We start from the raw sequence: 22,810 nt of genomic DNA on the forward strand, positions 1-22,810 counted from the left end.
AAATCTTGCGGATAGAGCGGAGGTGACGCTGCTTCCGTGTTTGCAACGCGTCTTCGCGCTTGCAGGCAAAGGCTTGCAGGTAAAGTGAAAAAGCGAAAGGAGGAGCGCCTCTGTCGCTCCTCCTTTTTGCGTCGCCGCTGCGGCTGTCGTCTACGGTTGCTTAAAAATCACGGGGAGATGATTGGCCGCTCCCACGTTCACCGACACTGCGTTCGACGTTACAGGCGTGGCCGGATGCGTTGCCGAGTGGACCGTGGCAGTGTTCGTTAGCGTCAGACCGACCGTGATCGCAGCGCTTGCCTCGATCATGATAGCCGGCGCCGGGCCGAGAGCGAGCGAAGGTGCAGAGCAAATTACGCTCGGTGCACTAAAACCGCAACTCCAGCCAGCCCCCGAGGCGCCGATGAAATTCATGCCGGTTGGCAGAACGTCGGTCACCACGACGCTGGCCGCAGGGCTCGGGCCTGTATTGGTCACCAGGAGCGTATAGGAGATAGTCGCGCCCGACGCCACCGTGTTGGTCAAGATGGCATTGTAGCTCTGCATCTTGCCGATCTGCAGGTTGGCCACAGGGGTGACCGGTGTATTCACGACGGAAACGTTATTAACCAAACCAGGGTCAGGGTTGCCCGAAGCGACCGTGGCCGTGTTGACGACGGAGCCGGCGAGGGTCGGCGCCGTCGCCGTAAAGACAAGCGTGGTTCCTGCGCCGGCTGCAAGCGTCGGCAGCGTAAAGATTGCCTGGCCGCTGCTGCTGCTCTGCAAAGTAAATCCGCCTCCGTTTACGACGCCGCCGAAGCTTGCACCGCCTGTGAGCGTGTCGGTTAAGACAATGTTCAAGGCGGAGCCAAAGCTGCTCAGGTTCACGACCAACACGGTGTAGGTGATGGTTTCTCCGCTCATCACAGAGGCAGGGAAGACCGTCTTGTTAACAGAGAGGTCTGCTTCCTCCAACTCAAAGGCGCCGATGTCGCAAGCTGCGCCCTGTGGCCGCGCCAGGCCGCGCTGATCGCTTATGACGCCATAACCGTTGCAGGCCCCGGCCTGATCGATCGCGGGGCTTCCTGCTCCGAGCGCGTGATTGGGTGTTGCGCCGCCGTTCAAAGCCAGCGGCTGCAACAGCGGATTGACATTGGTGAATGCAAAGCCGGTGCAGGAAGCATCGTCCGACAACGACGCGCCATTGTGAGTCACCGCAGCGCCGGTGCAATTCCCCCCTGCGTTGTTCGCCAACAAGGTCGCCAATACTTCAACAGGGGCGCCAGGCTCGACATGGAGGCCGCCTCCGGTCGAGTTTGCAATCGTCGTGTGCGTCAGGTAGCTCGTGGTGTTGAAAGAGTTGAAATTATATAGTCCGCCGCCGCTCGCAGCGCTGTTGCCACTCAACGTAGCATTGATGCTATGGAACAGATACGAGTTCAAGACGCCGCCGCCTCGCTGCCCCCCGACGTTGCCGACGATGCTAGAGTTGAGCACCGTCATTTCGCCGTTGGAGTGGATGCCGCCGCCCCATAACAGAGCGCCGCTGCCGGAGACCGTGTTGCTCTGAATGAGGCTGCTATCCACGATCACGGTGTCCACCAAGGTCACAATGTTGATGCCGCCGCCGCTAACCAATCCACCGCCTGTGCCACTCGCCGAATTGTTCGCAACGGTGACGCTGTTCAGGAAAAGCTGGCCTCCCGGAGGCGTAATCTGAGCATAGCTCGCAATGCCGCCTCCGCTTGCATTTGTAGCCTCGATGCGGTTATGAGAGATGGTCCCCCTGACGATAGACATTTTCTGTTGTTGGTTGAGAACACCCCCACCGTAAACGTCCGCACTGACTAACGGCGATGCCGTGTCGACAACGTTGAATTCGATGCGGACGGCGTTCAACGATGCAGCCGAACCGGCGTTTAAGACGCCGCCTCCGCCGACCGCCGAGCCATTCAAAATCGCTCGGACGTGGTTGTATGAAATCTGCCCGCCTGCAATAGTCAGCGGACCGGTTGCACCGGTCGCTTGATGAATTCCCCCTCCTCCTGCAACCCACAACGAAGGCGTCGAGGGATCATAAAAAACAACATTGCTCATCACGTCAGTGTTGTTCAGATTCAAGCCGGAGACGCTCCAGATCCCGCCGCCGCCCAGGCCTGTGCCGACCTGAAGATAGCCGGCGACATTGCTGAGCACCCGACTGTCGTCGATCTGTAATCCACGAGTCGTCAGATTGGCGACGCCGCCGCCTTCCACCTCCGAGCGGTTATAGGCGACGGTGCTGGTGAGGATCGTCCTGGGAAAAGGACCGCCGCCTAACCATAGTCCGCCTCCTTGGCCGCCGCTGAGGGGGGATGCATCGGCTGTGTTGCTGAGCACCTCACTTGTTTCAAGCACAAAATTGCCGTTGAACTTTTCACACGCGCCGCCACCGTTGCCGCCCACCACCTCGTTGTCCTGCAGCCTCACATTTCGCAGCGTGAGCGAACGATTCGAGCCAATCGCCCGTACGCCTCCGCCGCTAAAGCTGCACACCATTCCCGTCTCGGGAGTCGCCGTAAAATCGACCGCCCCCCCTCGAATCACGAGATTTTCGAGCAAAATATCTCCTTGCGGCGAGCTGCCGCTTGGGATGTCAAAGATGCGATCCGTCCAGGCGGCGACGGTTTCCACCGTCACTTTGCCGGGCGGCCCTGAAATTGTCAGACTGTTGGGAAAGGAAGGATCGTTAATATCCAGATCGAGGAATGAATTGTCGTCATTGTTGACGCCAGAGGACAACGACAACTGCACCACGGAGATGCCCGGCCCGAAACGAATTGTATCGTTTCCATAAGCTCCAACGGCGACGCAACCGCCGAAATCACTGTCTTGGTTAGCGGATTGAATCGCCTCGCGTAAAGAGCAGGTTGCGTTTGGCGCTACATCGTATTCATCGTTAGGCGTATTCACCGTGAGGTCCGCGGCATTCACAACACTGCTGAAGGCAATGACAGCCATCAGCGCCGCCGTGATGCTGAGACAGCCTCTAAGAAACTTAAGCAGAAGTTTCGGTGGGCGCGACCCTTTTGCCTTTTCGTCCTCCATAGACTCCCCCTTGCGATATCCTGAAAATGACGAAACCACATCTGTAAACATTGATGGCGCGCCATTGTCGATCATCGTAGACAGCAGGCGACAAAACGCTGTGACTTGCGACACAAGCGTCATGTGTTGTCCGCTCTTGACAGATCACCGGCTTAGGGGGGCCGAACGGGGAGATTCAAAAATTTCTCTGGAGCGCAAAAGGACGATCTCCACCGGACAATAAAAAGTAGGAGCGGCATCCACCGCTCCTACATCTCCATGCGTCATTCTAGCATAGGCGGCGCTTTGCGACGCCAAAAACGCTAAGGCTTCAGCAGCACCTTGCCCATCGTCCGTCGGTTCTCGATGTAGGCGTGCGCCTCCGCCGCTTCCGCCAGCGGGAAGATGCGGTCGATGCGCACGTCGAGCTCGCCGGCCTGCACCCACGCAAAGAGCTCGTTGGCGCGCCAGAGCAGCTCCTCGCGCGTGGCGACGTATGCGCCCAGGCTGGGCCGCGTCAGATAGAGCGAGCCTTTCTGATTGAGAATCTGCGGGTCGAAGGGCCCCACCGGCCCGCTCGCCTGTCCCCACAACACCATCATCCCGCGCGGCTTCAGGCAGTCCAGCCCGCCGTAGAAGGTGCTCTGCCCCACCGAGTCGTACACCACATCGACGCCGACGCCGTGGGTCAACCGCTTCGTCTCGCTCACGAAGTCGCTCTGCGTGTAAATGATCGCCTCGTCGGCGCCGGCGCTGCGCGCCAAAGCAGCCTTCTCCTCCGTGCCCACGGTGGCGATCACGCGGGCGCCGGCGCGTTTGGCGACCTGAACGAGCAGGCGCCCGGCTCCGCCCGCCGCGGCGTGAATCAGCGCCGTGTGTCCTTTCGTCAATGGAAAGGTGCTGATCGCCAGATAATGCGCTGTCAACCCCTGCACCATCAACGCCGTGACCACATCCAGCCCCAGCGCAGGAGGCGCCGGAACGAGCTTCGCCGCCGGGACCACCGCATACTCTGCATAGGCGCCGTTGACCATGCAATAGGCTACGCGATCGCCCACCTTGACTTCATGCACGCCCTCGCCGACGGCGTCGACGACGCCGCCCGCCTCCAGCCCCGGCGTGAAGGGCAGCGGCAGCTTGTATTGGCCGGTGCGTTGGTAAATGTCGATGAAGTTTAGGCCGGCGTATTCGACCTTGATGCGCGCCTCGCCGGGCCCCGGTTCGGGGATGGCGACTTCCTCCAGGCGCAACACCTCGCGCCCGCCCGTCTCGTGGATTCGGATCGCTTTCATCGTGTTTGTCATGGCGTCCTCCTGTGTGATGCGTGTTTCGTGTTGCGTGGCGCGTGTTTCGTTACGGAATGCGCACCATGCAGCAATCTCATCCCGGCAGCCAGCGCTTTTCCAGCTTGCAAACCATCGTGTACGCCGGATCAAAGACGTTGCCGACCTCGTACTCCACCGCCTGGCCGAGCAGCGTCTGGGCGTGCAGTGGAGACAGGCCATACTCGTCCTGAAGCCAGCGCGCCATCTCCGTGGTGGCATGTTGCAGCGCCTGGTCGAGCGGACGCGCATTGCCGACGGTGAAGATGTGCGTCGTCGTCTCCCCGCGCGGCCAGCGGATGCGGCGCCCCTTTTGCAGGTCGAGGGTGAAACGCACGTTGCAGGAGACCTCGACCCCTGCGCCCGCAATCTCCCCGGCGCCTTGCAGGGCGTGACCGTCGCCCAGGAAGAAGAGCGCGCCAGGCGCAAAGACCGGGAAATAGACGGTCACACCGGCAATAAAGCCGCGATAGTCCATGTTGCCGCCATGCGGGCCGGAGGTTGCCGTCGAGATCGCCTCGCCGTTGGCAGGCGCCACCCCGAAGCAGCCGAGCATCGGCGCCAGCGGCAGGGTTAGCCCCCCGGAGACGGACGGCTCAACGAGCGAGGCGACGCCCGCCTCCACGTCCACCTGCCAGTAGCTGCGCCGCCGCTCTCCCTTGGGTGGCCACGGCAACTCTGGAACGAAATCCGGGTCCACCACGTTGGGCGCCAACATGGCGTTGCTCCAGCCATACGTGCGGTTCGGCGTAATCGCCTCCAGGCGCACCACGAGCGCATCCCCCGGCTCGGCGCCCTGCACAAAGAAGGGACCGGTCATGGGGTTGCCGGGCGGCGTCACCGGATTGCGCTGTGCGTCCAGCCCATGTGCGTCGACGGTGGTTGTTTCCACCGTATCTCCCGGCGCCACCGTCAAGACAGGCGGCGCGGCGGTCAACACGTTGTAGTAGCGAGTCGGTGTAAAAACATGCGTTGTCATGCGGAGAGCACCGTTTCGATCTCTTTGGCCCACGCCAGCAACAGCTCGTCGTCGCCAAAGCGCGCCGCCATTTGGAAGCCGACAGGCAGATCGTACACCTTGCCCGCCGGAACGGTCAACACCGGAAAGCCGACGGTCGTCCACGGCAGGTTCATGTTCGGGTCGCCCGTCGATTGCAGGCCGGCGGGCGCAGGGCCGGGGGCGGCGGGCGCCACCCACAGGTCGATGCCCGCCTGTTGCATCTGTTTTTCCAGGCGGTCGCGCAGCTCGATGCAGCGGCTGCGCAGCTCGCTCAGCTCGGCGTCGCTCACTTGCTTTCCCAACTCGATGATCTCAGCGGTGCGCGGGCGGTACAGATGCCCGAAACGCGCGTACAGCGTCGCGTGTTCGCGAGCGAACTCAGCGAAGACCAGACGGCGATGCCATTGGTTGATCGCTTCGATGTCAAGCAACGTCGGCACATGCCAGACGGTGTAGCCTTCCGCCTCCAGCCGCTGCAACTGCTGTTTGAAAGCAGCCAACGCCTCCTGCGACGCCTGGCGCAGATAGGGGCCATCGGCCACACCCAGCACGGGGATGTCGTCCTCGCTCAACTGCACATCCTCCCACTCCTCACAGAGGACGGACGCCGCCGCCTCCATGCCCGCCACGTCCTGCGTGAAAAGGCCGATCTGGTCGAGCGTGCGCGAAAAATAGAGGACGCCCGCCGTAGGAATGCGTTGCAAAGTTGGCTTGAAGCCCACGGCGCCGCAGAAAGCCGCCGGCCGAATCACCGAACCGATCGTCTGCGTGCCTAGCGCCAGCGGAACCATTCCGGCGGCCACCGCTGCGGCCGAGCCGCTGCTCGAACCGCCGGGCGTGTGTGAGAGGTTGTGTGGGTTGCGCGTTGGCCCCGGCTCGAAATAGGCGAATTCGGTCGTCACCGTCTTGCCGGCGATCAGCGCGCCCGCGTCGCGTAAACGGCGCACGCAGATCGCCTCCTCGCCGGCGAAATGCTCCGGCGAAACCTCGGTTCCCGCGCGCGTCACAAAGCCGTTGACGTGAATGATGTCTTTGACGCCGACCGGAACGCCGAAGAGAAGGGGACGTCCCACGGGCCTGGGAAACGTGGCGAGCAGCTCATCTGCGGCGGCATGCAGCCGTCTGCGGCGATCTGGCTCCGGCAGAAAGGCCAGCACCTGCGGATCGATTTGTTCAATGCGGTCGCAGACTTGATCGAGATACGCGTGGAGATCGAGTTCACCGCTGCGCAGCGCTTCCGCCGTCTCAGCCAGCGGTGCGGAGTGGATCAACATAAACGCCAGCCGCCTTTCCTGTGTGGATGGATGAATGCTTTTTAATCCGACGGAGCTTTATACAAACAATATCGTATCACAAAGCATGTTCAGCTTCGTCAGTTAGCGACGAATTATATTTAACAAACAAATTATGCAGCAGAATCTGGCAATCGATAGAGCATATTGAGAAACTAGTCGGCGATGATGGTGGGTGCAGCTCCCAGCCGCACGTTCTCGGTGAACCGCACGGTCTTGAGGAATGTAAGGAAGCACAGAAAGGGGAAAAGCGAGGTGGCCTGGCTCACGGCGACGCCGGCTGCGACTGCAGAGTGCTCTCGCGCACGATCAGCTCCGGCTGCAACAAGTGCATGGCAGGCGGCTCAGGCTCGGCGTCCTGAAGACGCAGTTCAATCCGGCGATGCAGCTCCTCGACGGCCACCCGCCCTAAATCGAGAAGATGTTGACGGATGGTCGTCAGCGCGGGCCAGAAAAAGGCCGACTCCGGAATGTTGTCGAAGCCCACGACCGACACCTCTTCCGGCACGCGGCGGCCGGTGGCGTGACAATAGCGCAGCGCGCCGAGCGCCATTTGGTCGTTGCAGGCGAACACGGCGTCGAGGTCCGGCCGGCGATGCAACAGGGCTTCCAGCGCAGCTTCTCCGGAGGCCGCCGACCAACTTCCTTCGTAGATCAGCGCATCATCGCCTTCCAGGCCGGCCTCGTCGAGCGCGCGGCGCCATCCTTCCAATCGCTGCCGGGCCTCCCACCACGTCAACGGCCCCGTGATGACACCGATCGTGCGCCGACCTGTAGCGATCAGGTGACGGGTCGCCAGCTGGGCGCCAACGCAGTTATCGGTGGAGACGATCGAGGCCCCCGGCCGCGGCGCCATCGTCAGAAAAATGATCGGCGGCAGCGTGCGCAGCCGCTCCTCATCGATCCACGCCCGATTGTCGCCCACCTCGTGCACCGCCCAGATGATGCCGTCCACGCGTCGCGCCGTCAGCTCATCGAGCACGGCGTCGACGTCGGCGACGTCTGGCTCATGCAGCAGGTCAAGCAACAGCGAGTATCCCAGTTCCGCCGCCGCCCGCTCGATGCCCACCAGAGTGCGCGAGGGGCCGTAAAACTCCAATCCATACGTCACCACGCCCAACGTGTCGCTGCTGCGGTTCACCAGGCTGCGCGCCAGGAGATTCGGCTGATACCCCAGCTCCTCCACGGCGCGCAGGACGCGCTCGCGCGTCGCTTCCGCCACCGGACGTTTGCCGGTCAAGACGTTGGAGACCGTGCCCGCCGAGACGCCTGCATGGGCGGCGACGTCCACAATGGTCACAGGATGTTTGCGCTCCATTCAAAAATCCTTGTCCGATGTTCAGGTTGATCGAACGCTCAAGTCGACCCGCACCTTCGAGCAATGAAGGGAGATGAAAAACAAGCAATTGACAAGCGGAATCGACCTGTGTTACAATCAATGTCGTTAAAACGTTTTAAGAATATTGTACGACGCATCCCTGGGCTTGTCAACGCCCGCTTTTAATAAGACCTTTGGCCCATCGAGCAATTTATGAATTTGTTGGAAATGCGCGGAATCGTCAAGAGCTTTCCAGGCGTGCAGGCGCTCAAGTCGGTGGACTTTGACGTGCGCCGCGGGGAAGTGCACGCGCTGGTCGGCGAGAACGGCGCCGGTAAATCGACGCTGATGAAAATCCTCTCCGGCGTCTATCAGGCCGACGCGGGCGAAATCATTTTTAAGGGCCAGCCCGTCGTCTTTCGCACGCCGCGCCAGGCGCAGGACGCCGGCATCGTCACCATCTATCAGGAGCTCAACCAGGTTCCCTATCTCTCTGTGACCGAAAACATCTTTCTGGGCAGCGAATGGACGCGCAACGGCCTGTTGGATTGGCCGGCGATGCATCAGGAAGCGCGGCGCTTGCTGGCGAAGCTGCACCTCGACATTGACCCGCGCGCGCCGCTCTACACCCTTGGCGTGGGCCAACAGCAGATGGTGGAGGTGGCGAAGGCGCTGCACCAGAAGGCCGACCTGATCATCATGGACGAGCCGACCTCCGCGCTCAGCGTGCGCGAGATTGAAGACTTGTTCGCCATCATCGCCGAGCTCAAGGCCGAAGGGGTGGCGATCATCTATATCAGCCACCACCTGGAAGAGACGTTCGCCATCAGCGACCGCACGACCGTGTTGCGCGATGGCCGTAAGGTCGCCACCCGGCCTTCATCCGAGCTGACGGTGGAGCAGCTGATTCGTCTGATGGTGGGTCGCGATCTCGCGGAGCAATTCCCCAAAGAAATTGCTCCGCGCGGCAAAGAGATGTTGCGCGTCGAAGGCTTGCGGCGCGACGGAAAACTCCACGACATCAGCTTTTCTGTCCATGCAGGCGAAATTTTAGGCATCGCCGGGCTGGTGGGCGCCGGTCGCACCGAGCTGGTGCGCGCCATCTTCGGCGCCGATCCGATCGACGGCGGTCGCATTTTTGTCGAAGGGAAAGAGGTGCGCATCCGCAACCCGCGCGATGCGGTTCGGCATGGGATTGCCCTCCTGACGGAAGACCGCAAGACGCAAGGGCTGGTGTTGCTGATGTCGGTGCGCGACAACATAACGCTCGCTTCGCTCGACCGCCTGACGCGCGGTCTCTTCACAAGCGCAGCCAAAGAACAAGAGCTGAGCAATGGGTTCATCCAAAGTCTGGCGATCAAAACGCCCAACCAACAGCAGTTGGTCATGAATCTTTCCGGCGGCAACCAGCAAAAGATCGTGCTGGCGAAATGGCTGGCGACCCATCCCAAGGTGTTGATTTTCGATGAGCCGACGCGCGGCATCGACGTCGGCGCCAAAGTGGAGATTTATCGTCTGATGAATGAACTCGCCAGACGCGGGGTCGCCATTCTGATGGTCAGCTCCGAGCTTCCCGAAGTGTTGGGCATGAGCGACCGCATCATGGTCATTCACGAGGGCCGCGTGGCCGGTTTCCTGAACCGTGACGAAGCCAACCAGGAGCGCATTATGGAGCTGGCGACAGGCATGGCAGCTTCCGAAATCGAGCAGTCGAAACTTTTTGAGGCAAGCATCCATGAGTGAGACGACGATTCCTGCTCCCCGTGAGCGCAACGAAGCGATGGAAGCGTTGCGGCGCGCGCTGGCGGCGACCGGTCCGCTGCTCGTGCTTTTGCTGCTGATCCTGATTCTCTGGATCTTGTCCCCGCCTTTTCGTTCACCTACAAGCCTGATGCTGTTGGCGTTAGAAGCGGCGGCGATCGGCGTTGTGGCGGCAGGTCAGACCTTCGTCATTTTGACCGGGGGCATCGATCTATCAGTTGAAGCGATGGTCTCGTTTGCGGGCGTCACAGCGGCCATCCTGATCGCAGGCACCAATATTGCCGGCGGCCAGATTGCCTTCGGCATCGCCGACTGGCAGGCGGTGCTGATCGCCATCACTGCAGGCCTGGCGATCGGCATGTTTCAGGGGCTGATCATCACAGGGATGAACATGAATCCCCTGATCGTCACGCTCGGCTTTCGCAGCATGTTGCTAGGCGTTTCGCTGGTGTGGACGCGCGGGGCGGGCATCAACATCCAGAAGGGGCCATTCCTCAACTTTGTCACCAGCACCGTCGATCTGTTTGGGCTGCGCGTGCCGATGCCCTTCATCATCGTGCTGGGCATCTACTTCTTGCTCTGGATTGTCTTAAAACACACCAAATTCGGTCGCTACACCTACGCCATCGGCGGCAATGAGACGGCGACAAGGCTCTCCGGCATCAACGTAGACCGGGTCAAAGTCTTTATTTACGGCATCAGCGGCCTGCTTGCAGCGATCGGCGGCATTCTGGTGATGGCCAGGCTGCAATCCGGCGCCTATCAAAACGGCACCAACATGACGTTGATCTCGGTGGCGGCGGTGGTGATCGGCGGCACGGCGCTCTCGGGCGGCGTCGGCGGCATCTGGGGCACGCTGATCGGCGTCTTCATCATCCGCGTCGTGGAGGCCGGCCTCGTTTACATGAGCGTTCCTTCCAATGCCAAGGAGATCGTGATCGGCGCCATCATCGTCCTGGCGGTGGCGCTCGATGTGATTCGCCGGGGAGACGTCAAATGGCTGCGCTTCAGGCGGGCTCGAACGTAAAAAAGGGTGCACAGTCTGAGAGCGACTTAGATCGCCCCTGTTGCGTGCAATCGGTCGCCCTTCCAACCTTGACGCAGAGAGGAGATTCCCTCTGTCTATACCGTTCATTTTGATTCAAACAACGCAAGGAGCGGACTATGCAACACAAACCCATTCTTTCTCTGTTCAGCGTCGTGTTGATTGTCGCAATGATTGTCTCCGGCTGCGCTGCGCCGGCTCCGGCGCCTGCGGCGCAAGCGCCCGCTGCAGAAGCGCCAGCGGAGGCCACACAACCCGCCGCCGAGGAGGCAGCAGCGCCGGCCGAAGGCGGCCATTACGTCGGCTTTGTGCCACCGGCCTTGACCAGCCCCTTCCACGTGGCGATGGTGGATGGCGCCACGGCGCGCAGCAAAGAGCTGGGCTGGACGCTGGACGTGCAGGCGCCGGCGAGCGAAGGCGACTTCCAGGCTTTCGTGACCACCGTGCAGCAGCTGCTCGAAAAGGGCGTTGAGGCCATCAGCATCAACCCGATCGGCACCGATTCCGCCATCACGGCGGTGAAGGCGGCCAATGAAAAAGGCATCCCGATCCTGGCGCACAACTTCATCACGCCCTTCGCCGAGGGCGAGGTCGTCGCCTACATCGGCTATGACCAATGGGGCGGCGCCGAGAAGCTGGCCGCGTACACCTGCGAGCTGATCGCCAAGAAGTACAACACCACGCCTGCAGAGACGAAAGGCAAAGTCTTCATCCTTCTCGGCATCGATAGCATCTTCTCTCATCGACGCACGGGCGGCTTCAAGGCCGGCCTTGCCAAGAACTGCCCGAACGTTGAAGTGGTCGGCGAGCAGACGGCGGAATGGCTGCGCACCAAGGGCTCGGAAGTGGCGGCCATCGCCCTGCAGGCCAACCCAGACATCGACGTCTTCTACGGCAACAGCGACGAAATGGCGATCGGCGCTGCATTGGCCGCCGAGCAATTGGGCCTGCAAATCAACAAGGACTTCTTTGCGGTCGGCATCGACGGCAACCAGCCTACGCTTGACCTGCTGCGCGAAGGCAAATTCAGCGCCACGTTAGGCGTTGACCCGGTGCGCATGGGCGTGACCGTGATCGACACCATGCAGAAGATCTTCAACGGCGAAGAAGTGCCGCAGATCATCCTCACCCCGTCGGTCGTCGTGACGCCGGAAAACCTGCAAGACTATCTCGACGGCAAGCTGTGGACGGAGCCGGTGGCGGGCTTCCCCGAATATGACAATGACCTGCCCACAGTGCCGGAAGAATAATCTCTAGCGGTTCACCTGTACAACAGCGCTCCTTTTGACCATAGAGCGGCGAGACGTCTCGCCGCTCTATGGTTTTCAACGACGAGTTCAAATTTCAAACCCCAAGCTCCTGGAAGGAATTCCCCGCGCAATATCCTGAGAAACCCCTGTTGCACAGTCCGGCGACTCGGTCGGCGTCAGCGCCGGCGAATTCCTCATCTCCTCTCCCCGACCGCCGAAGGCGCTGCGAGCGTCTGGGCGAAGCGATCAACCACAAAGGAGCGAAGACACAAGGAGGCTCAAAAGAATCGTGCGTTAGAAATTGTCGGGGATGAAATTTGACAATCGAATTTAGATAGAACAAAATATTTTTAGCCATAACTAAAAATACGTGTATAACAAACACAACACAAAAACCATGAAGAAATCCGGCGCCACCCAGTCCGTTCAGGACTATCTGAAACACATTTATGAACTGACCGAAGATGGCTCTTCCGCCAGCACCGGCGCGCTGGCGCAGCGCCTGAAGGTGAAGCCCGCCTCGGTCACGGGGATGCTCCGGAAGCTGGCTGCGGAAGATCCGCCGCTGGTGGAATACCGGAAGCACCAAGGGGTGGTGCTCACCGCCGCCGGTCGCCGGGCGGCGCTGGAGGTCATCCGCCACCATCGCCTGATTGAGGCCTGGTTGGTGCAATCGCTGGGGTATTCCTGGGACGAAGTGCACGAAGAGGCGGAGCGGCTGGAGCACGTCATCTCAGAGGAATTCGAGCGCCGCATCGACGCTGCGCTCGGCTACCCGACGCGCGACCCCCACGGCGAGCTGATCCCCGGCGCCGACCTGAGCATGCCCGAGGATGAGTCGCTGCCGCTTTCGGCGCTGCGCCCAGGCCGGGGCGCCGTTATTCTGCGCGTGCTGGCGCGCGACCTGAATCTGCTGCGTCATCTCGAGGCGCTGGGGCTGACGCCAGGTGCGCAGATCGATGTGATCGATTATTCGCCCTTTGACAACAACTTGACGATTCGAGCCGGGGAACAGACGCACGTGTTGGGGCTGAATATTACGGCAAAGATATTTGTTCGATTTGAGGAACAAGACAACGATTCTTGAGACAAGCAACGATTGTGAATGAACCGAAAGAGCACAGCTGCGAGCAGCGCCTGCAAAATGATCCGATTGATGATTCGATAGCGAAACAACTACAGGAAGGGAAGAGGCGAACATGCAACGTTTTCTCTGGACGCTCTTGATAGCAGCGTTCTCGCTCAGTGCATGCACGGCTCAACCGACGGCCGCCTCGGACGGCAGAGTGAACATCGTGACCACGACCGGGATGATCGCCGACATCGCCAGAAACGTGGGGGGCGAACGCGTGCAGGTGACGGCCCTGATGGGGCCTGGCGTCGACCCGCATCTCTATAAAGCCAGCGAGGGCGACGTGCGTCGTCTGCAGTCGGCCGATCTGATTTTATACAACGGTCTTCACCTGGAGGCGCAGTTGGGCGAAGTGCTCAAGAAAATGAACGAGTTCGGCGTCAAAACGGTCGCCGTGGCCGAGGGGATTGACCCCGGCGCCCTGCTCGCCGATCCGACCTATCCAGATGTATACGATCCCCACATCTGGTTCGACGTCACCTTGTGGATGCAGGCGGTGGAGCGAGTGAAGGAGGCGCTCATCGCCGTCGATCCAAACCACGCCGACGAATACAAGGCCAATGCAGCGGCGTACTTGCAGGAGCTGAAAGCGCTCCATCAATATGTGTTGAGCCAGGCGGCGAAGGTGCCCCCCGAAAAGCGCGTCCTCATCACGGCGCACGACGCCTTCCACTACTTCGGCCGCGCCTATGGGTTTGAAGTGCGCGGGCTGCAAGGCATCAGCACCGAGGCGCAGCCGGGCGCCGCCGACGTGCAAAACCTGGCTGCCTTCATCGTCGAGCGGCGCATCCCTGCGATTTTTGTGGAGACCTCTGTGCCGCAGCGCAACATCGAGGCGGTGCAGGCCGCAGTGCAAGCGCAGGGTTTCGACGTCCGGCTCGGCGGCGCACTCTTTTCCGACGCCATGGGCAGCGAAGGAACTCCGGAAGGGACGTACATTGGCATGGTGAAACACAACATCGACACGATCGTCAGCGCTTTACTGGAGGAAAGTCATGACAACAACAGCCGTTGAGGTTCGCGACCTGACCGTAGCCTACAAAGACAAACCGGTGCTGTGGAGTGTGGACATGCAGGCGCCGTCGGGCGCGCTGATGGCGATCGTCGGCCCGAACGGCGCCGGCAAGACCACGTTGATCAAGGCGATCCTGGGGTTGGTGCGACCGCTGGCCGGCCAGGCGCTGATCTACGGCAAGCCTTACCTGAAGCAGCGCCATCTGGTGGCATATGTGCCGCAACGCAGCAGCGTCGACTGGGATTTTCCCACCAGCGTGCTGGACGTCGTCATGATGGGGCGTTATGGCGCGTTGGGCTGGCTCAAGCGGCCCGGCGCCGCCGAACGTCGCGCTGCGCTGGAGGCGTTGGACAAAGTGGGGATGGTGGATTTCGCCGAACGCCAGATCGGGCAACTCTCGGGCGGTCAGCAACAGCGCGTCTTTCTCGCCCGCGCGCTGGTTCAGAACGCAGAAGTCTACCTCATGGACGAGCCGTTTCAGGGCGTCGACGCCACGACGGAGCGGGCGATCGTGCGGCTGCTGCAGGAGCTGCGTTCGCAGGGGAAGACCGTGCTCGTCGTGCACCACGACCTGCAGACGGTTCCTGAGTATTTCGACTGGGTGATGATGCTCAACGTGCGTCGCATCGCCTGTGGACCGGTGCGCGAAGTCTTCACCGAGCCAAACCTGCGCGCAACCTATGGCGGCAAGATCGCCTTTTTGAACGGCAACGGCGTCGGAGAGATTCAAGATGGATATCGGACAGCTCTTTCACAACCTGTTCTTTGATTACACCCTGCGCACGGTGGCGCTCGGCGCGGCGATCCTGGGCGTCGTCAGCGGTGCGCTCGGCGCGTTTGCAGTGCTGCGCCGACAGAGCCTGCTCGGCGACGCCATTTCACACGCTGCGCTGCCGGGGATCGTGATCGCCTTTTTGCTCACGCGCAGCCGGGAGCCTGTGGTCTTTCTGCTCGGCGCGCTGGCGGCGGGGTGGGCGGCGACGCTCAGCATTGCAGCCATCACCCGCACGACGCGCATCAAGGACGACAGCGCGCTCGGCCTGGTGCTCTCCGTCTTCTTCGGCTTTGGCCTGATGCTGTTGACCTTCGCACAAAAGCTGTCCGACGCCAGGCAGGCGGGGCTGGATAAATTTCTCTTCGGTCAGGCCGCCACGCTTTTGCAGAGCGACGTGATTGCGATGGCGACGGTGGGCGCCCTGGCGCTGGGAACCACGCTGCTCTTCTGGAAGGAGTTCAAGTTGCTCACCTTCGACGCCGACTACGCTGCGTCGCTCGGGTATCCTGTGCGGACGCTCGACATCCTGCTGACGACCCTGTTGGTGGTCGCCATCGTCATCGGGCTGCAGACGGTGGGCGTGGTGTTGATGTCGGCGATGCTGGTGGCGCCGGCGGCGGCTGCGCGTCAATGGACGAATCGGCTGGAAACGATGGTGGGGCTCAGCGGCCTGTTCGGCGCTCTGGCCGGCGTGAGCGGCGCCCTGATCAGCAGCGCCATGGAAAAGACACCGACCGGGCCGGTGATCGTGTTGTGCATCAGCGCTCTTGTGCTGGTCTCGCTGCTCTTCGCGCCTGCGCGAGGGGTGGTCTGGAGACGGCTGCGCGACTTGAGAAATCAGCGACGAGTTCGCACGGCGCATCTACAGCCTTGAACATGGATTCAACGCAAGGGCGCAAAAAAGGAAGAGAGTGGTCGTCTGGCTGCGCCGCGCCTCGCCAGGCTTGCCAGGCGACAAGGAAGAGGCAAAGGAGCAGCGTATGTCGCTTGCACAAATTGAAATTCAGGTGATCGCCGCGCTGGTGGCGACGGCGTGTGCGCTGCCGGGCGTCTTTCTCGTCCTGCGCCGCATGGCGATGATGAGCGACGCCATCAGCCACACCGTGCTGCTGGGGATCGTGCTGGCGTTTTTTCTAACCAAGAGCCTGACCTCGCCGCTCCTGATCGCGGGCGCGGCGTTGATGGGCGTCCTCACCGTCAGCCTGGTGGAGCTGCTCACCCGCACCCAGCTTGTGCGCGAAGACGCCGCCATTGGGCTGGTCTTTCCCGCCCTCTTCAGCATCGCCATCCTCCTGATCACGCGCTTCGCCGGCAACGTTCATCTGGATGTCGATGCAGTGTTGCTCGGCGAGCTGGCGTTTGCGCCTTTCAACCGCATCCAGATTTTCGGGGTGGACGCAGGCCCTGCAGGGCTGTACGTCAGCGGCGGCATCCTTGCGCTCAACCTCTTGTTCATTGCGATTTTTTACAAGGAGCTCAAGCTGGCGACCTTCGACCCGGCGCTTGCAGCGGCGTTGGGCTTTGCGCCCGGCGTCCTCCACTACGCCTTTATGACGCTTGTCTCCGTCACGGCGGTCGGCGCCTTCGATGCGGTCGGTTCGGTGTTGGTGGTGGCCTTCATGATTGCGCCGCCCGCCGCCGCCTATCTGCTGGCGGATCGGCTGTCGCACATGTTAATCTACGCCGCCGCCATCGGCGTCCTTTCCGCCGTGAGCGGCTACTGGCTCGCCTACGCGTTGGACGCCTCGATCGCCGGGTCGATGGCGACGATGGCGGGCGTGATTTTTCTGGTGTGCTATCTCTTTGCGCCAGCGCGCGGCGTGATGATCAAAAGGCGACCGGTTCAGGCGTGAGGTTATGGAGACTTTAATGTAGCTGTCGTCTGCAAAGTCTCTGGCCTATCCCATTTTCCGATAATTCCCCTTGCCTGGAATGACATGACGCACGCCGCCAGTTGGGTCCTCTGCATCGCCGGAGTAGCGCGGTATGAGGTGGATATGCACATGTGGCACTGTCTGTCCGGCAGTTGCGCCGACATTGATCCCCACATTGAAGCCATCAGGATGAAAACGTTCGATGAGTAACTGCTGCACTCTATCCGCCATGAGCCAACAGGCAGTTTTGACATGTGTCGAGAGGTCAAAGTAATTCGCGATGTGCTTCTTGGGTATGATCAGGGCGTGACCAGGTGACACAGGATACTTGTCGAAAATAGCAAAAGTGGTGGCTGACTCAGTTATCAGTTCTCTTTCTGCTTCGGGTGCGCAAAAGGGACAGGTCGCAGCGTCGGGATGTGGCATCCGGTTATAAGGGCGGTATTCATAGATTTCGCAGTGCTCGGTGCGCAGGATGCTCAAGTAAGGGAGTTTGACATTGCACTGATAGACGCTTACGCCATGCTTCACATGCGTACGGAAGCCGTCACGCTGAATGTCACGTCGCACGGCAAAATAAGCACGTCCTGTGGGGGCCAACAGTTCAGAAACAGCCATCAGGACATGGGCTTGTTCCTCTGGAAGTAGAACATTCAGGACATAGAGGCACAGAATGGTGTCGAATCGACCCTGTGGCAAGTCAGGAGCATAATGAGGGTCGTAGCCACTGACATCGACCCCTTTTTGGCGCAAGAAGGCCACATCTTGGCCCAATCCACTGCCGAAATCAAGCACACGTCCACGAATCAGACCTGATCGCCACAAATACCGAACAGGGAAAGAGGCTTCCGAGCGTTCCTTGACCGTAAGATGGCTGTTCGGGTTTTGAGGCGAACGAAACACCAGGTTCATGAGGCATATCTCCAACCGGTCGCAAAGCCCATGTTGGCGGCAATCTGGATTTGAGGGGCGATCGACTGATAAAGGATATTGCGGAAGGTGGAAAACGCCATCGTTTGAAGGTCGGCGATAGCGCTAACTTTGAATAACAAAACGTAATCTTCAAGCAGTCTAGTCGCTTGCGGCGTACGGACGACTACCCGAACAGCTTGATATTGCAATTCGGCAAATGGATCGAAATATAATCCGGCATCAGGCAAGTTGTCACTTTTGGATGAATTGACCGTCTTAGACGTGGGCAGAAGATTCCAGAGCAAATCATGCGCCACAAAACGCCAGGGCAAGAAGTGGTCGAGTGAGAAATCGCCCTTCTGCAAAGGCTGACCGGAGTAGATGCAGGTCACATGCGCCACTTGGTCCAGAACGATGTTCCAAAATGTGCGGGCCCGTCGCAAATCGCGTTCTTGTGGCTCAAACAATTTCCCGGCAATGTTGGGGACGTTGGGATTATTTTTCTGCAGATAGTTGACCAAATGCCACAGGCAGAAGCCTGCTAAAATCGTCAGGTGTTGTTGAAGATATGAAAACCAATCTGGGTGAATCTCGATGCCTGGTTGGGGGAGGTTCACGAAACGGTACAGGCAGGGGGTTTGTGAATCGTGGAAGGCGTTCTCAGCCAGCGTTTTGATGCGACGATTGACTTCCCAATCTCTTGCGCCCCGGAGAGTTGAGGCAAAAAAAGGACGCAGAAAACGATAGGGGACGAAATTCGCCAAAGAAAGGATCTCCCGTCCGACATCATCCAATTGCGATAGATGCGCCAGCGCAGTTGTGATGACACGATTGCGAGGGATGTCCATCGGCAAGCCAGCCTGCTCCCCCAACCGTGCCGCTATACTCCCCAGACGATCCTGCTTGCCGAACGACAGGCGAAAGTAGTTGGTAGGGTGCCAGACGCTGGCAACCATCCGTGCCAGCAGTATATCGAGAGGGATGATACGCGTCTGCGTCTCACGCACCTGCTCTAGTATCGCCAGGAACCAGTAGAACTTATAGGAGTTAGTGACTTCATCGAAACTGGCTGCCAGCGCAGAGACGGGTAAGACGGATGACGAAGGCAGCGGAATCATGGCACGTCACCCCCAAAACACCGGATCGTCACGCAATTCCGGCATATTCTCCCGCACCCATTGTAGACAGCGCAGATCGCTCACCAATCGACCGATATCGTCGTGAAACTGACCGGACACATTTAGACGGCTTCAATGTTTTCGCAGCGATTTAGTGGCGAGCATTGTACCCAGATAACAAAAAACACAAAAGTCAGCCGAGGGTGTATGGTCAGCCAGCAGCGGACCTGCGAGGGTTTGACGTTACGGAGACTTTAACGTGCGCATCACTTCTTCCGTCAACGGCAGATCGTGCATTGCGCTCAGGTCGAGCGGAGACGGAGTCGATTTCGGTTGACCGGTCTCATCCGATGACATTTTATGCGTCTTGTCGGGCTCTCTTTGCGTTGGGGCGTCGGGAACTCGCTGGCGAACGCCAGGCTTTCCATCTTGGATATGCATTTCGGGCTGTACGAAGCCGCTGGCAAAGATCGCGCGCAGATCTGCTGACGGGTTCTGAATCACGTTGAGCAGTTGAACGAGACCCGCCTCGGACATATTGGTGGCGTTGCGCACCCTTGCGATGAAGTCCGACATGGCGGTGCTGTTGAAGTCGCTGGCGATCAAGTCCATGTAGGCTTCGACGATCACATCGGGCAGTTGCAGTCCGTAAATCACAAAGGGCGCGTTCGTCGCAAGCATGACGCCATGCTCCGCCAACATCGTACGCGCCCTTTCCTCAACACGCCGTTTCAGTTCGATTCCCTGTCGACCGACGAAGGGGCTGAACAACCCTGCAACGTCTACACGGCTCGGCGTAGTTCCCTTGTCGGCGCCTCCACCCCCTTGTGGATTCTGCGGCGCAGATTTTTGCGCCGATTGCTCCGCCGAAGGGGCGAGCTCTGCAATGACCTCTTGAAAAATTTGTTTAAAAATATTGACCTGTTGTTCTCGGCGTTCATCCTCAAGGTAGTACAGCTCATCGCGGTGCATTCGCCTCGGATCGAGCCGGTAAGTGTACCGCAAATTGACGACGACCGGCAGCCCGCCGTGGGTGAACACGTTGGGCACGGCAAGCTTTCCTTCACTCTGCCGCACTTTGATCTGCGCCTTTTCCTCCTCAAATGGCATCAACAGATGAGGCCCCGGTTCGAGGATGCGTGCATAACGGTCCATCCAGTTTGTGATTGCGACATAGCCTTCGGGCACGGTTTTAAAGCTTTTCATCAACCAGACGACGACAAGCAGCACGATTATGAGCAACAGGATCAGGGTGATAATTTCCGTCATGATTATCTCCTCTTTTGCAAATAAAGGCTGCACGCCTCTACCCCATCTCGATCCCCTTGACAAACTCCTGAAACACCTCGGAGAAAAGTTCTCCCCCTGAGCCGGGTCGCACCAATCCCCTTCTTTGCAGAAATTCCACCATGCTCAGGTCGAGCGAGGCGCCTCGCACCAGGCGAGACAATGCGAACTGTTCCTCGGTGTGCAGATGCTCCCAGATATGTTTGCACGCCGCTGCAACCTCAGGATCGGTTTCGGCGAGCCTGAGGATCTTGAGAACTGAAACGTTGCTGAAGTGCGGATGCATCGCCATGAACATGGATTTGAGAAGGCCGCTATGCCCTCCGCTGAGTTTGTACAGCCGATCTTTTTCAAGGTCCGAAAGCGTCACACGCCTCTTTGTGCATAGGGCATCGATCATGGCGTATGCATCTTCTTTCGTGTAAGGCCCAAGCGCATAGATGTCGTTGCGCACGATTTCAAACAGGCGGCTTTTGGCGAAAGGCTGTCGCCCCACGATCACCTGCGGCATGCGATGCATGACCAGCACATAGGCCAGATTGCCGGTGGTGCGATGGTCATCGCGCAGGACGCGCAGTGCCTCGAAAAGCGTGGGCGGCTGCGCTCGGATCAGCTGCTCAAATTCGTCGAGGATGAAGACGATGCGTTGATTCCGGCGTTTACAGTGCAGATCGAGTGTATTGCGCAGCGCATCGAACTCAACGCCGCCTCGGCTGTCGAGATGGGGAAGGTCCAGGCTGCGCGCAAGTGCAGATAATAAGGAGCGATAGACGCTCTCCGGAGAATCTGTATCTTTTTCACACGGAACGCGAACGATGTGTGTCCTTTTGTCGATGAATTCGGAATAGAGAACCTGAACCTCTGGATGCTCCAGAAAAGTGAGCAGGTTGGACTTGCCCACGCCGGCAAGCCCCACCAGGCACATCGAGCGGCCTTCCTGGGTCACCCGAAACACCTGCTGCACAATTTCTTGCCGATAGGTGGGCGGATAACGCTCATGAATTAGAGTCATAGCTCTCTTCATCCATTTTCAGCGTCGTCCGGCTGGCTGGACGGCGTCGATCTGCGCCGAGAGCGCCGATGCATACAGCCATGCGCGCTCGCGTTGGATCATCTGCTCCTGCAAACCGCGCGCACGCGGTCGCATCCCGGCGACGAACAGGGCGTCACAGAGCAATCCCCACAGATAATCGGGCAGTTGGTTCTGACGATTCGTTGTTTCAAAGGCCAGTTTGCGCAGTGCGCGCACGAACTTTAGCGCTTTATCCGCTTCCCAGCTCAACCCCGGCGGCTCATCGGCGGCGTCGAAATCTATCAGGGATTGCGTCAGCGTCAAAAAATCTTGAGAGGAAACGGTGGATGGCAGCAGCCGCGTCACCACATCGATCTCCAGCTCGCAAAAGTCAGCATATGCGGGGCCCGGGCCGGTGCGCTCAAAATCAATGAGCCAGAGATGATCGCCGTCCGTAAACAGATTGTCGGCGTGAAAATCGCCATGAACAATCCACCGCGCTCCCCTCCAGTTGGACAATTCATTCATCCTGTCATGGATTCTTTGCAAAAGCTGGGGTGGCTCAGCCGACAAGCCCACCGGATGCTCGCGTAGCCTGGCAAGCTGCTTGTTTAGCCCGAGAAGTTTGTCATACGCTTCAAAAATCGTGCAAGTGGTCGTTGTAAATCTTGGAAAAGCCTGTCTCCACAGGTCTCGCCAAAAACGAATCGGCTTCAGCAGGCGATCGATGTCTTGCTCGGCGGCGTAAAAGCTCCGAAATGCCTGCAGATGTTTCACATCGCCTTCGCCAAGAAAACTGTAGACGGAAGCACCCGCATCCCAAAAGAAGGCGGTCGTCTCAAGCCGAGTATGGAACTGCCCTAGCGCACGAGAGGCGATGTATTTCTTGTAATTCTTTGATTCATGCGCAACGCGATGGGCTTTGGCAATTTTCACCACTTTCTGGGCTTTTCCCTGATGAATGCGTGCTCGCAGCACCAGAGAACGCCCTCGCGACGCCGGCATGGCCGATGAAGTCAGCTTCCCTTCGATCGGGTACACCCACACGCGACGCCTGTCTTCAAAAAGCTGTGCGATCAGATCATCGAGCAAGGAAGTCGGCGCCCATCGCCGGAAAAGTCGGCGCACTGTCCGCTCCCGGCTCCATAGCTTGGGCTGCCAAAACACCTGGAGACGTCTTCTTGCCGCGCAGGACTGGGTCGCTAACTTTTCCACTTCGTTTCTAAGCACATCCGGCGAGTCATCTTTATTCACCCACCTGGCGCCGCACTCAGCGATAGCGCGATCTACAGTCGGATTGAGGTAGCCGGAATAAACGATCAGTCCGACGTTTTTCCCCAGGCTGCGCAGCCGACGCAGCAGCTCCAGCCCTGAAATATCGCTCGTGTCATGGTCGTCGTCGAGGCGCAGATCGACGATGATGACGTGCGGCCGCGTCTTTTGGGCAAGGCGCAGCGCGTCTTTGCGCAATGCATCGCCGGCGCCCTCGGCGACGACCACGCTATATCCTTCAGCCTCGAAAGCGCGGAGCAAATCGCGACGCGTCTGCCCTCGATTGTCTACAATTAAAAGGCGCGCCTGTGAGAAAGAGGTTTCGAGGGTTTTTCCATGGCTTGCAACTTCAGGCATTGGATCCTCCTTCTCAGACAGCG

At 59.6% G+C, this 22,810-nt stretch carries 18 protein-coding genes; 8 read left to right on the forward strand and 10 right to left on the reverse strand.

Features of this window, described 5'->3' with window-relative positions; all coding sequences use genetic code 11:
- Nucleotides 1-150: 150 nt before the first annotated feature.
- The 5 genes from Q0367_RS12865 to Q0367_RS12885 form a co-directional block, all read right to left on the reverse strand.
- Entirely contained in the window at nucleotides 151-3,189 is a 3,039-nt protein-coding gene (locus Q0367_RS12865) for a choice-of-anchor Q domain-containing protein (RefSeq protein ID WP_298982666.1), read from the reverse strand.
- Nucleotides 3,190-3,368: 179 nt separating this feature from the next.
- On the reverse strand, nucleotides 3,369-4,337 hold the full coding sequence (locus tag Q0367_RS12870) for a quinone oxidoreductase (RefSeq protein WP_363325869.1): 969 nt from the start codon (nucleotides 4,335-4,337) through the stop codon (nucleotides 3,369-3,371).
- A gap of 88 nt (nucleotides 4,338-4,425) precedes the next feature.
- The gene (locus Q0367_RS12875) at nucleotides 4,426-5,346 is read right to left on the reverse strand and encodes an acetamidase/formamidase family protein (protein ID WP_298982670.1); all 921 of its coding nucleotides are present in this window, start codon (nucleotides 5,344-5,346) and stop codon (nucleotides 4,426-4,428) included.
- Nucleotides 5,343-6,641, reverse strand: a complete 1,299-nt coding sequence (locus tag Q0367_RS12880) for an amidase (protein WP_298982672.1) — start codon at nucleotides 6,639-6,641, stop codon at nucleotides 5,343-5,345. Before Q0367_RS12880 ends, Q0367_RS12875 begins: the two co-directional genes overlap by 4 nt.
- A 283-nt stretch (nucleotides 6,642-6,924) precedes the next feature.
- Nucleotides 6,925-7,977 (reverse strand): LacI family DNA-binding transcriptional regulator, encoded by a 1,053-nt coding sequence (locus Q0367_RS12885; protein ID WP_298982674.1) that lies wholly within the window; start codon nucleotides 7,975-7,977, stop codon nucleotides 6,925-6,927.
- A 213-nt stretch (nucleotides 7,978-8,190) separates the two neighbouring features.
- Here Q0367_RS12885 and Q0367_RS12890 point away from each other — a divergent pair, with 213 nt between their 5' ends.
- The 8 genes from Q0367_RS12890 to Q0367_RS12925 all read left to right on the forward strand — a co-directional run bounded on the left by Q0367_RS12890 (nucleotide 8,191) and on the right by Q0367_RS12925 (nucleotide 16,808).
- The gene (locus tag Q0367_RS12890; protein ID WP_298982676.1) at nucleotides 8,191-9,720 is read left to right on the forward strand and encodes a sugar ABC transporter ATP-binding protein; all 1,530 of its coding nucleotides are present in this window, start codon (nucleotides 8,191-8,193) and stop codon (nucleotides 9,718-9,720) included.
- Nucleotides 9,713-10,765, forward strand: a complete 1,053-nt coding sequence (locus tag Q0367_RS12895) for an ABC transporter permease (RefSeq protein ID WP_297631726.1) — start codon at nucleotides 9,713-9,715, stop codon at nucleotides 10,763-10,765. Before Q0367_RS12890 ends, Q0367_RS12895 begins: the two co-directional genes overlap by 8 nt.
- Nucleotides 10,766-10,902: 137 nt before the next feature.
- On the forward strand, nucleotides 10,903-12,033 hold the full coding sequence (locus Q0367_RS12900) for a sugar ABC transporter substrate-binding protein (RefSeq protein ID WP_297631728.1): 1,131 nt from the start codon (nucleotides 10,903-10,905) through the stop codon (nucleotides 12,031-12,033).
- Nucleotides 12,034-12,430: 397 nt separating this feature from the next.
- Complete coding sequence (locus tag Q0367_RS12905; RefSeq protein WP_297631730.1) at nucleotides 12,431-13,120, forward strand: metal-dependent transcriptional regulator; 690 nt, start codon at nucleotides 12,431-12,433, stop codon at nucleotides 13,118-13,120.
- Between the two features lie 112 nt (nucleotides 13,121-13,232).
- A complete protein-coding gene (locus Q0367_RS12910; protein ID WP_297631747.1) occupies nucleotides 13,233-14,180 on the forward strand; it encodes a metal ABC transporter solute-binding protein, Zn/Mn family in 948 nt (315 codons plus the stop codon).
- Nucleotides 14,161-14,949, forward strand: a complete 789-nt coding sequence (locus tag Q0367_RS12915; RefSeq protein WP_297631753.1) for a metal ABC transporter ATP-binding protein — start codon at nucleotides 14,161-14,163, stop codon at nucleotides 14,947-14,949. Before Q0367_RS12910 ends, Q0367_RS12915 begins: the two co-directional genes overlap by 20 nt.
- A complete protein-coding gene (locus tag Q0367_RS12920) occupies nucleotides 14,912-15,829 on the forward strand; it encodes a metal ABC transporter permease (RefSeq protein WP_297631758.1) in 918 nt (305 codons plus the stop codon). Before Q0367_RS12915 ends, Q0367_RS12920 begins: the two co-directional genes overlap by 38 nt.
- Before the next feature lie 106 nt (nucleotides 15,830-15,935).
- Nucleotides 15,936-16,808 (forward strand): metal ABC transporter permease, encoded by an 873-nt coding sequence (locus tag Q0367_RS12925; protein WP_297631767.1) that lies wholly within the window; start codon nucleotides 15,936-15,938, stop codon nucleotides 16,806-16,808.
- A gap of 45 nt (nucleotides 16,809-16,853) precedes the next feature.
- On the opposite strand, the gene Q0367_RS12930 is transcribed toward Q0367_RS12925, so the two are convergent.
- From Q0367_RS12930 to Q0367_RS12950, 5 genes are all read right to left on the reverse strand, one after another.
- The gene (locus Q0367_RS12930; protein WP_298982682.1) at nucleotides 16,854-17,741 is read right to left on the reverse strand and encodes a bifunctional class I SAM-dependent methyltransferase/HIT family protein; all 888 of its coding nucleotides are present in this window, start codon (nucleotides 17,739-17,741) and stop codon (nucleotides 16,854-16,856) included.
- Nucleotides 17,738-18,859 (reverse strand): HNH endonuclease domain-containing protein, encoded by a 1,122-nt coding sequence (locus tag Q0367_RS12935; RefSeq protein ID WP_298982685.1) that lies wholly within the window; start codon nucleotides 18,857-18,859, stop codon nucleotides 17,738-17,740. Before Q0367_RS12935 ends, Q0367_RS12930 begins: the two co-directional genes overlap by 4 nt.
- Nucleotides 18,860-19,102: 243 nt before the next feature.
- The gene (locus Q0367_RS12940) at nucleotides 19,103-20,128 is read right to left on the reverse strand and encodes an SPFH domain-containing protein (RefSeq protein WP_297631796.1); all 1,026 of its coding nucleotides are present in this window, start codon (nucleotides 20,126-20,128) and stop codon (nucleotides 19,103-19,105) included.
- A gap of 37 nt (nucleotides 20,129-20,165) precedes the next feature.
- A complete protein-coding gene (locus tag Q0367_RS12945) occupies nucleotides 20,166-21,158 on the reverse strand; it encodes an ATP-binding protein (protein WP_297631799.1) in 993 nt (330 codons plus the stop codon).
- Between the two features lie 18 nt (nucleotides 21,159-21,176).
- The gene (locus Q0367_RS12950) at nucleotides 21,177-22,787 is read right to left on the reverse strand and encodes a phosphotransferase (RefSeq protein ID WP_298982688.1); all 1,611 of its coding nucleotides are present in this window, start codon (nucleotides 22,785-22,787) and stop codon (nucleotides 21,177-21,179) included.
- Between the last annotated feature and the right edge of the window lie 23 nt (nucleotides 22,788-22,810).

It is taken from the genome of uncultured Caldilinea sp., from assembly GCF_937128415.1.
In the GTDB taxonomy this organism is placed as follows: Bacteria; Chloroflexota; Anaerolineae; order Caldilineales; family Caldilineaceae; genus Caldilinea.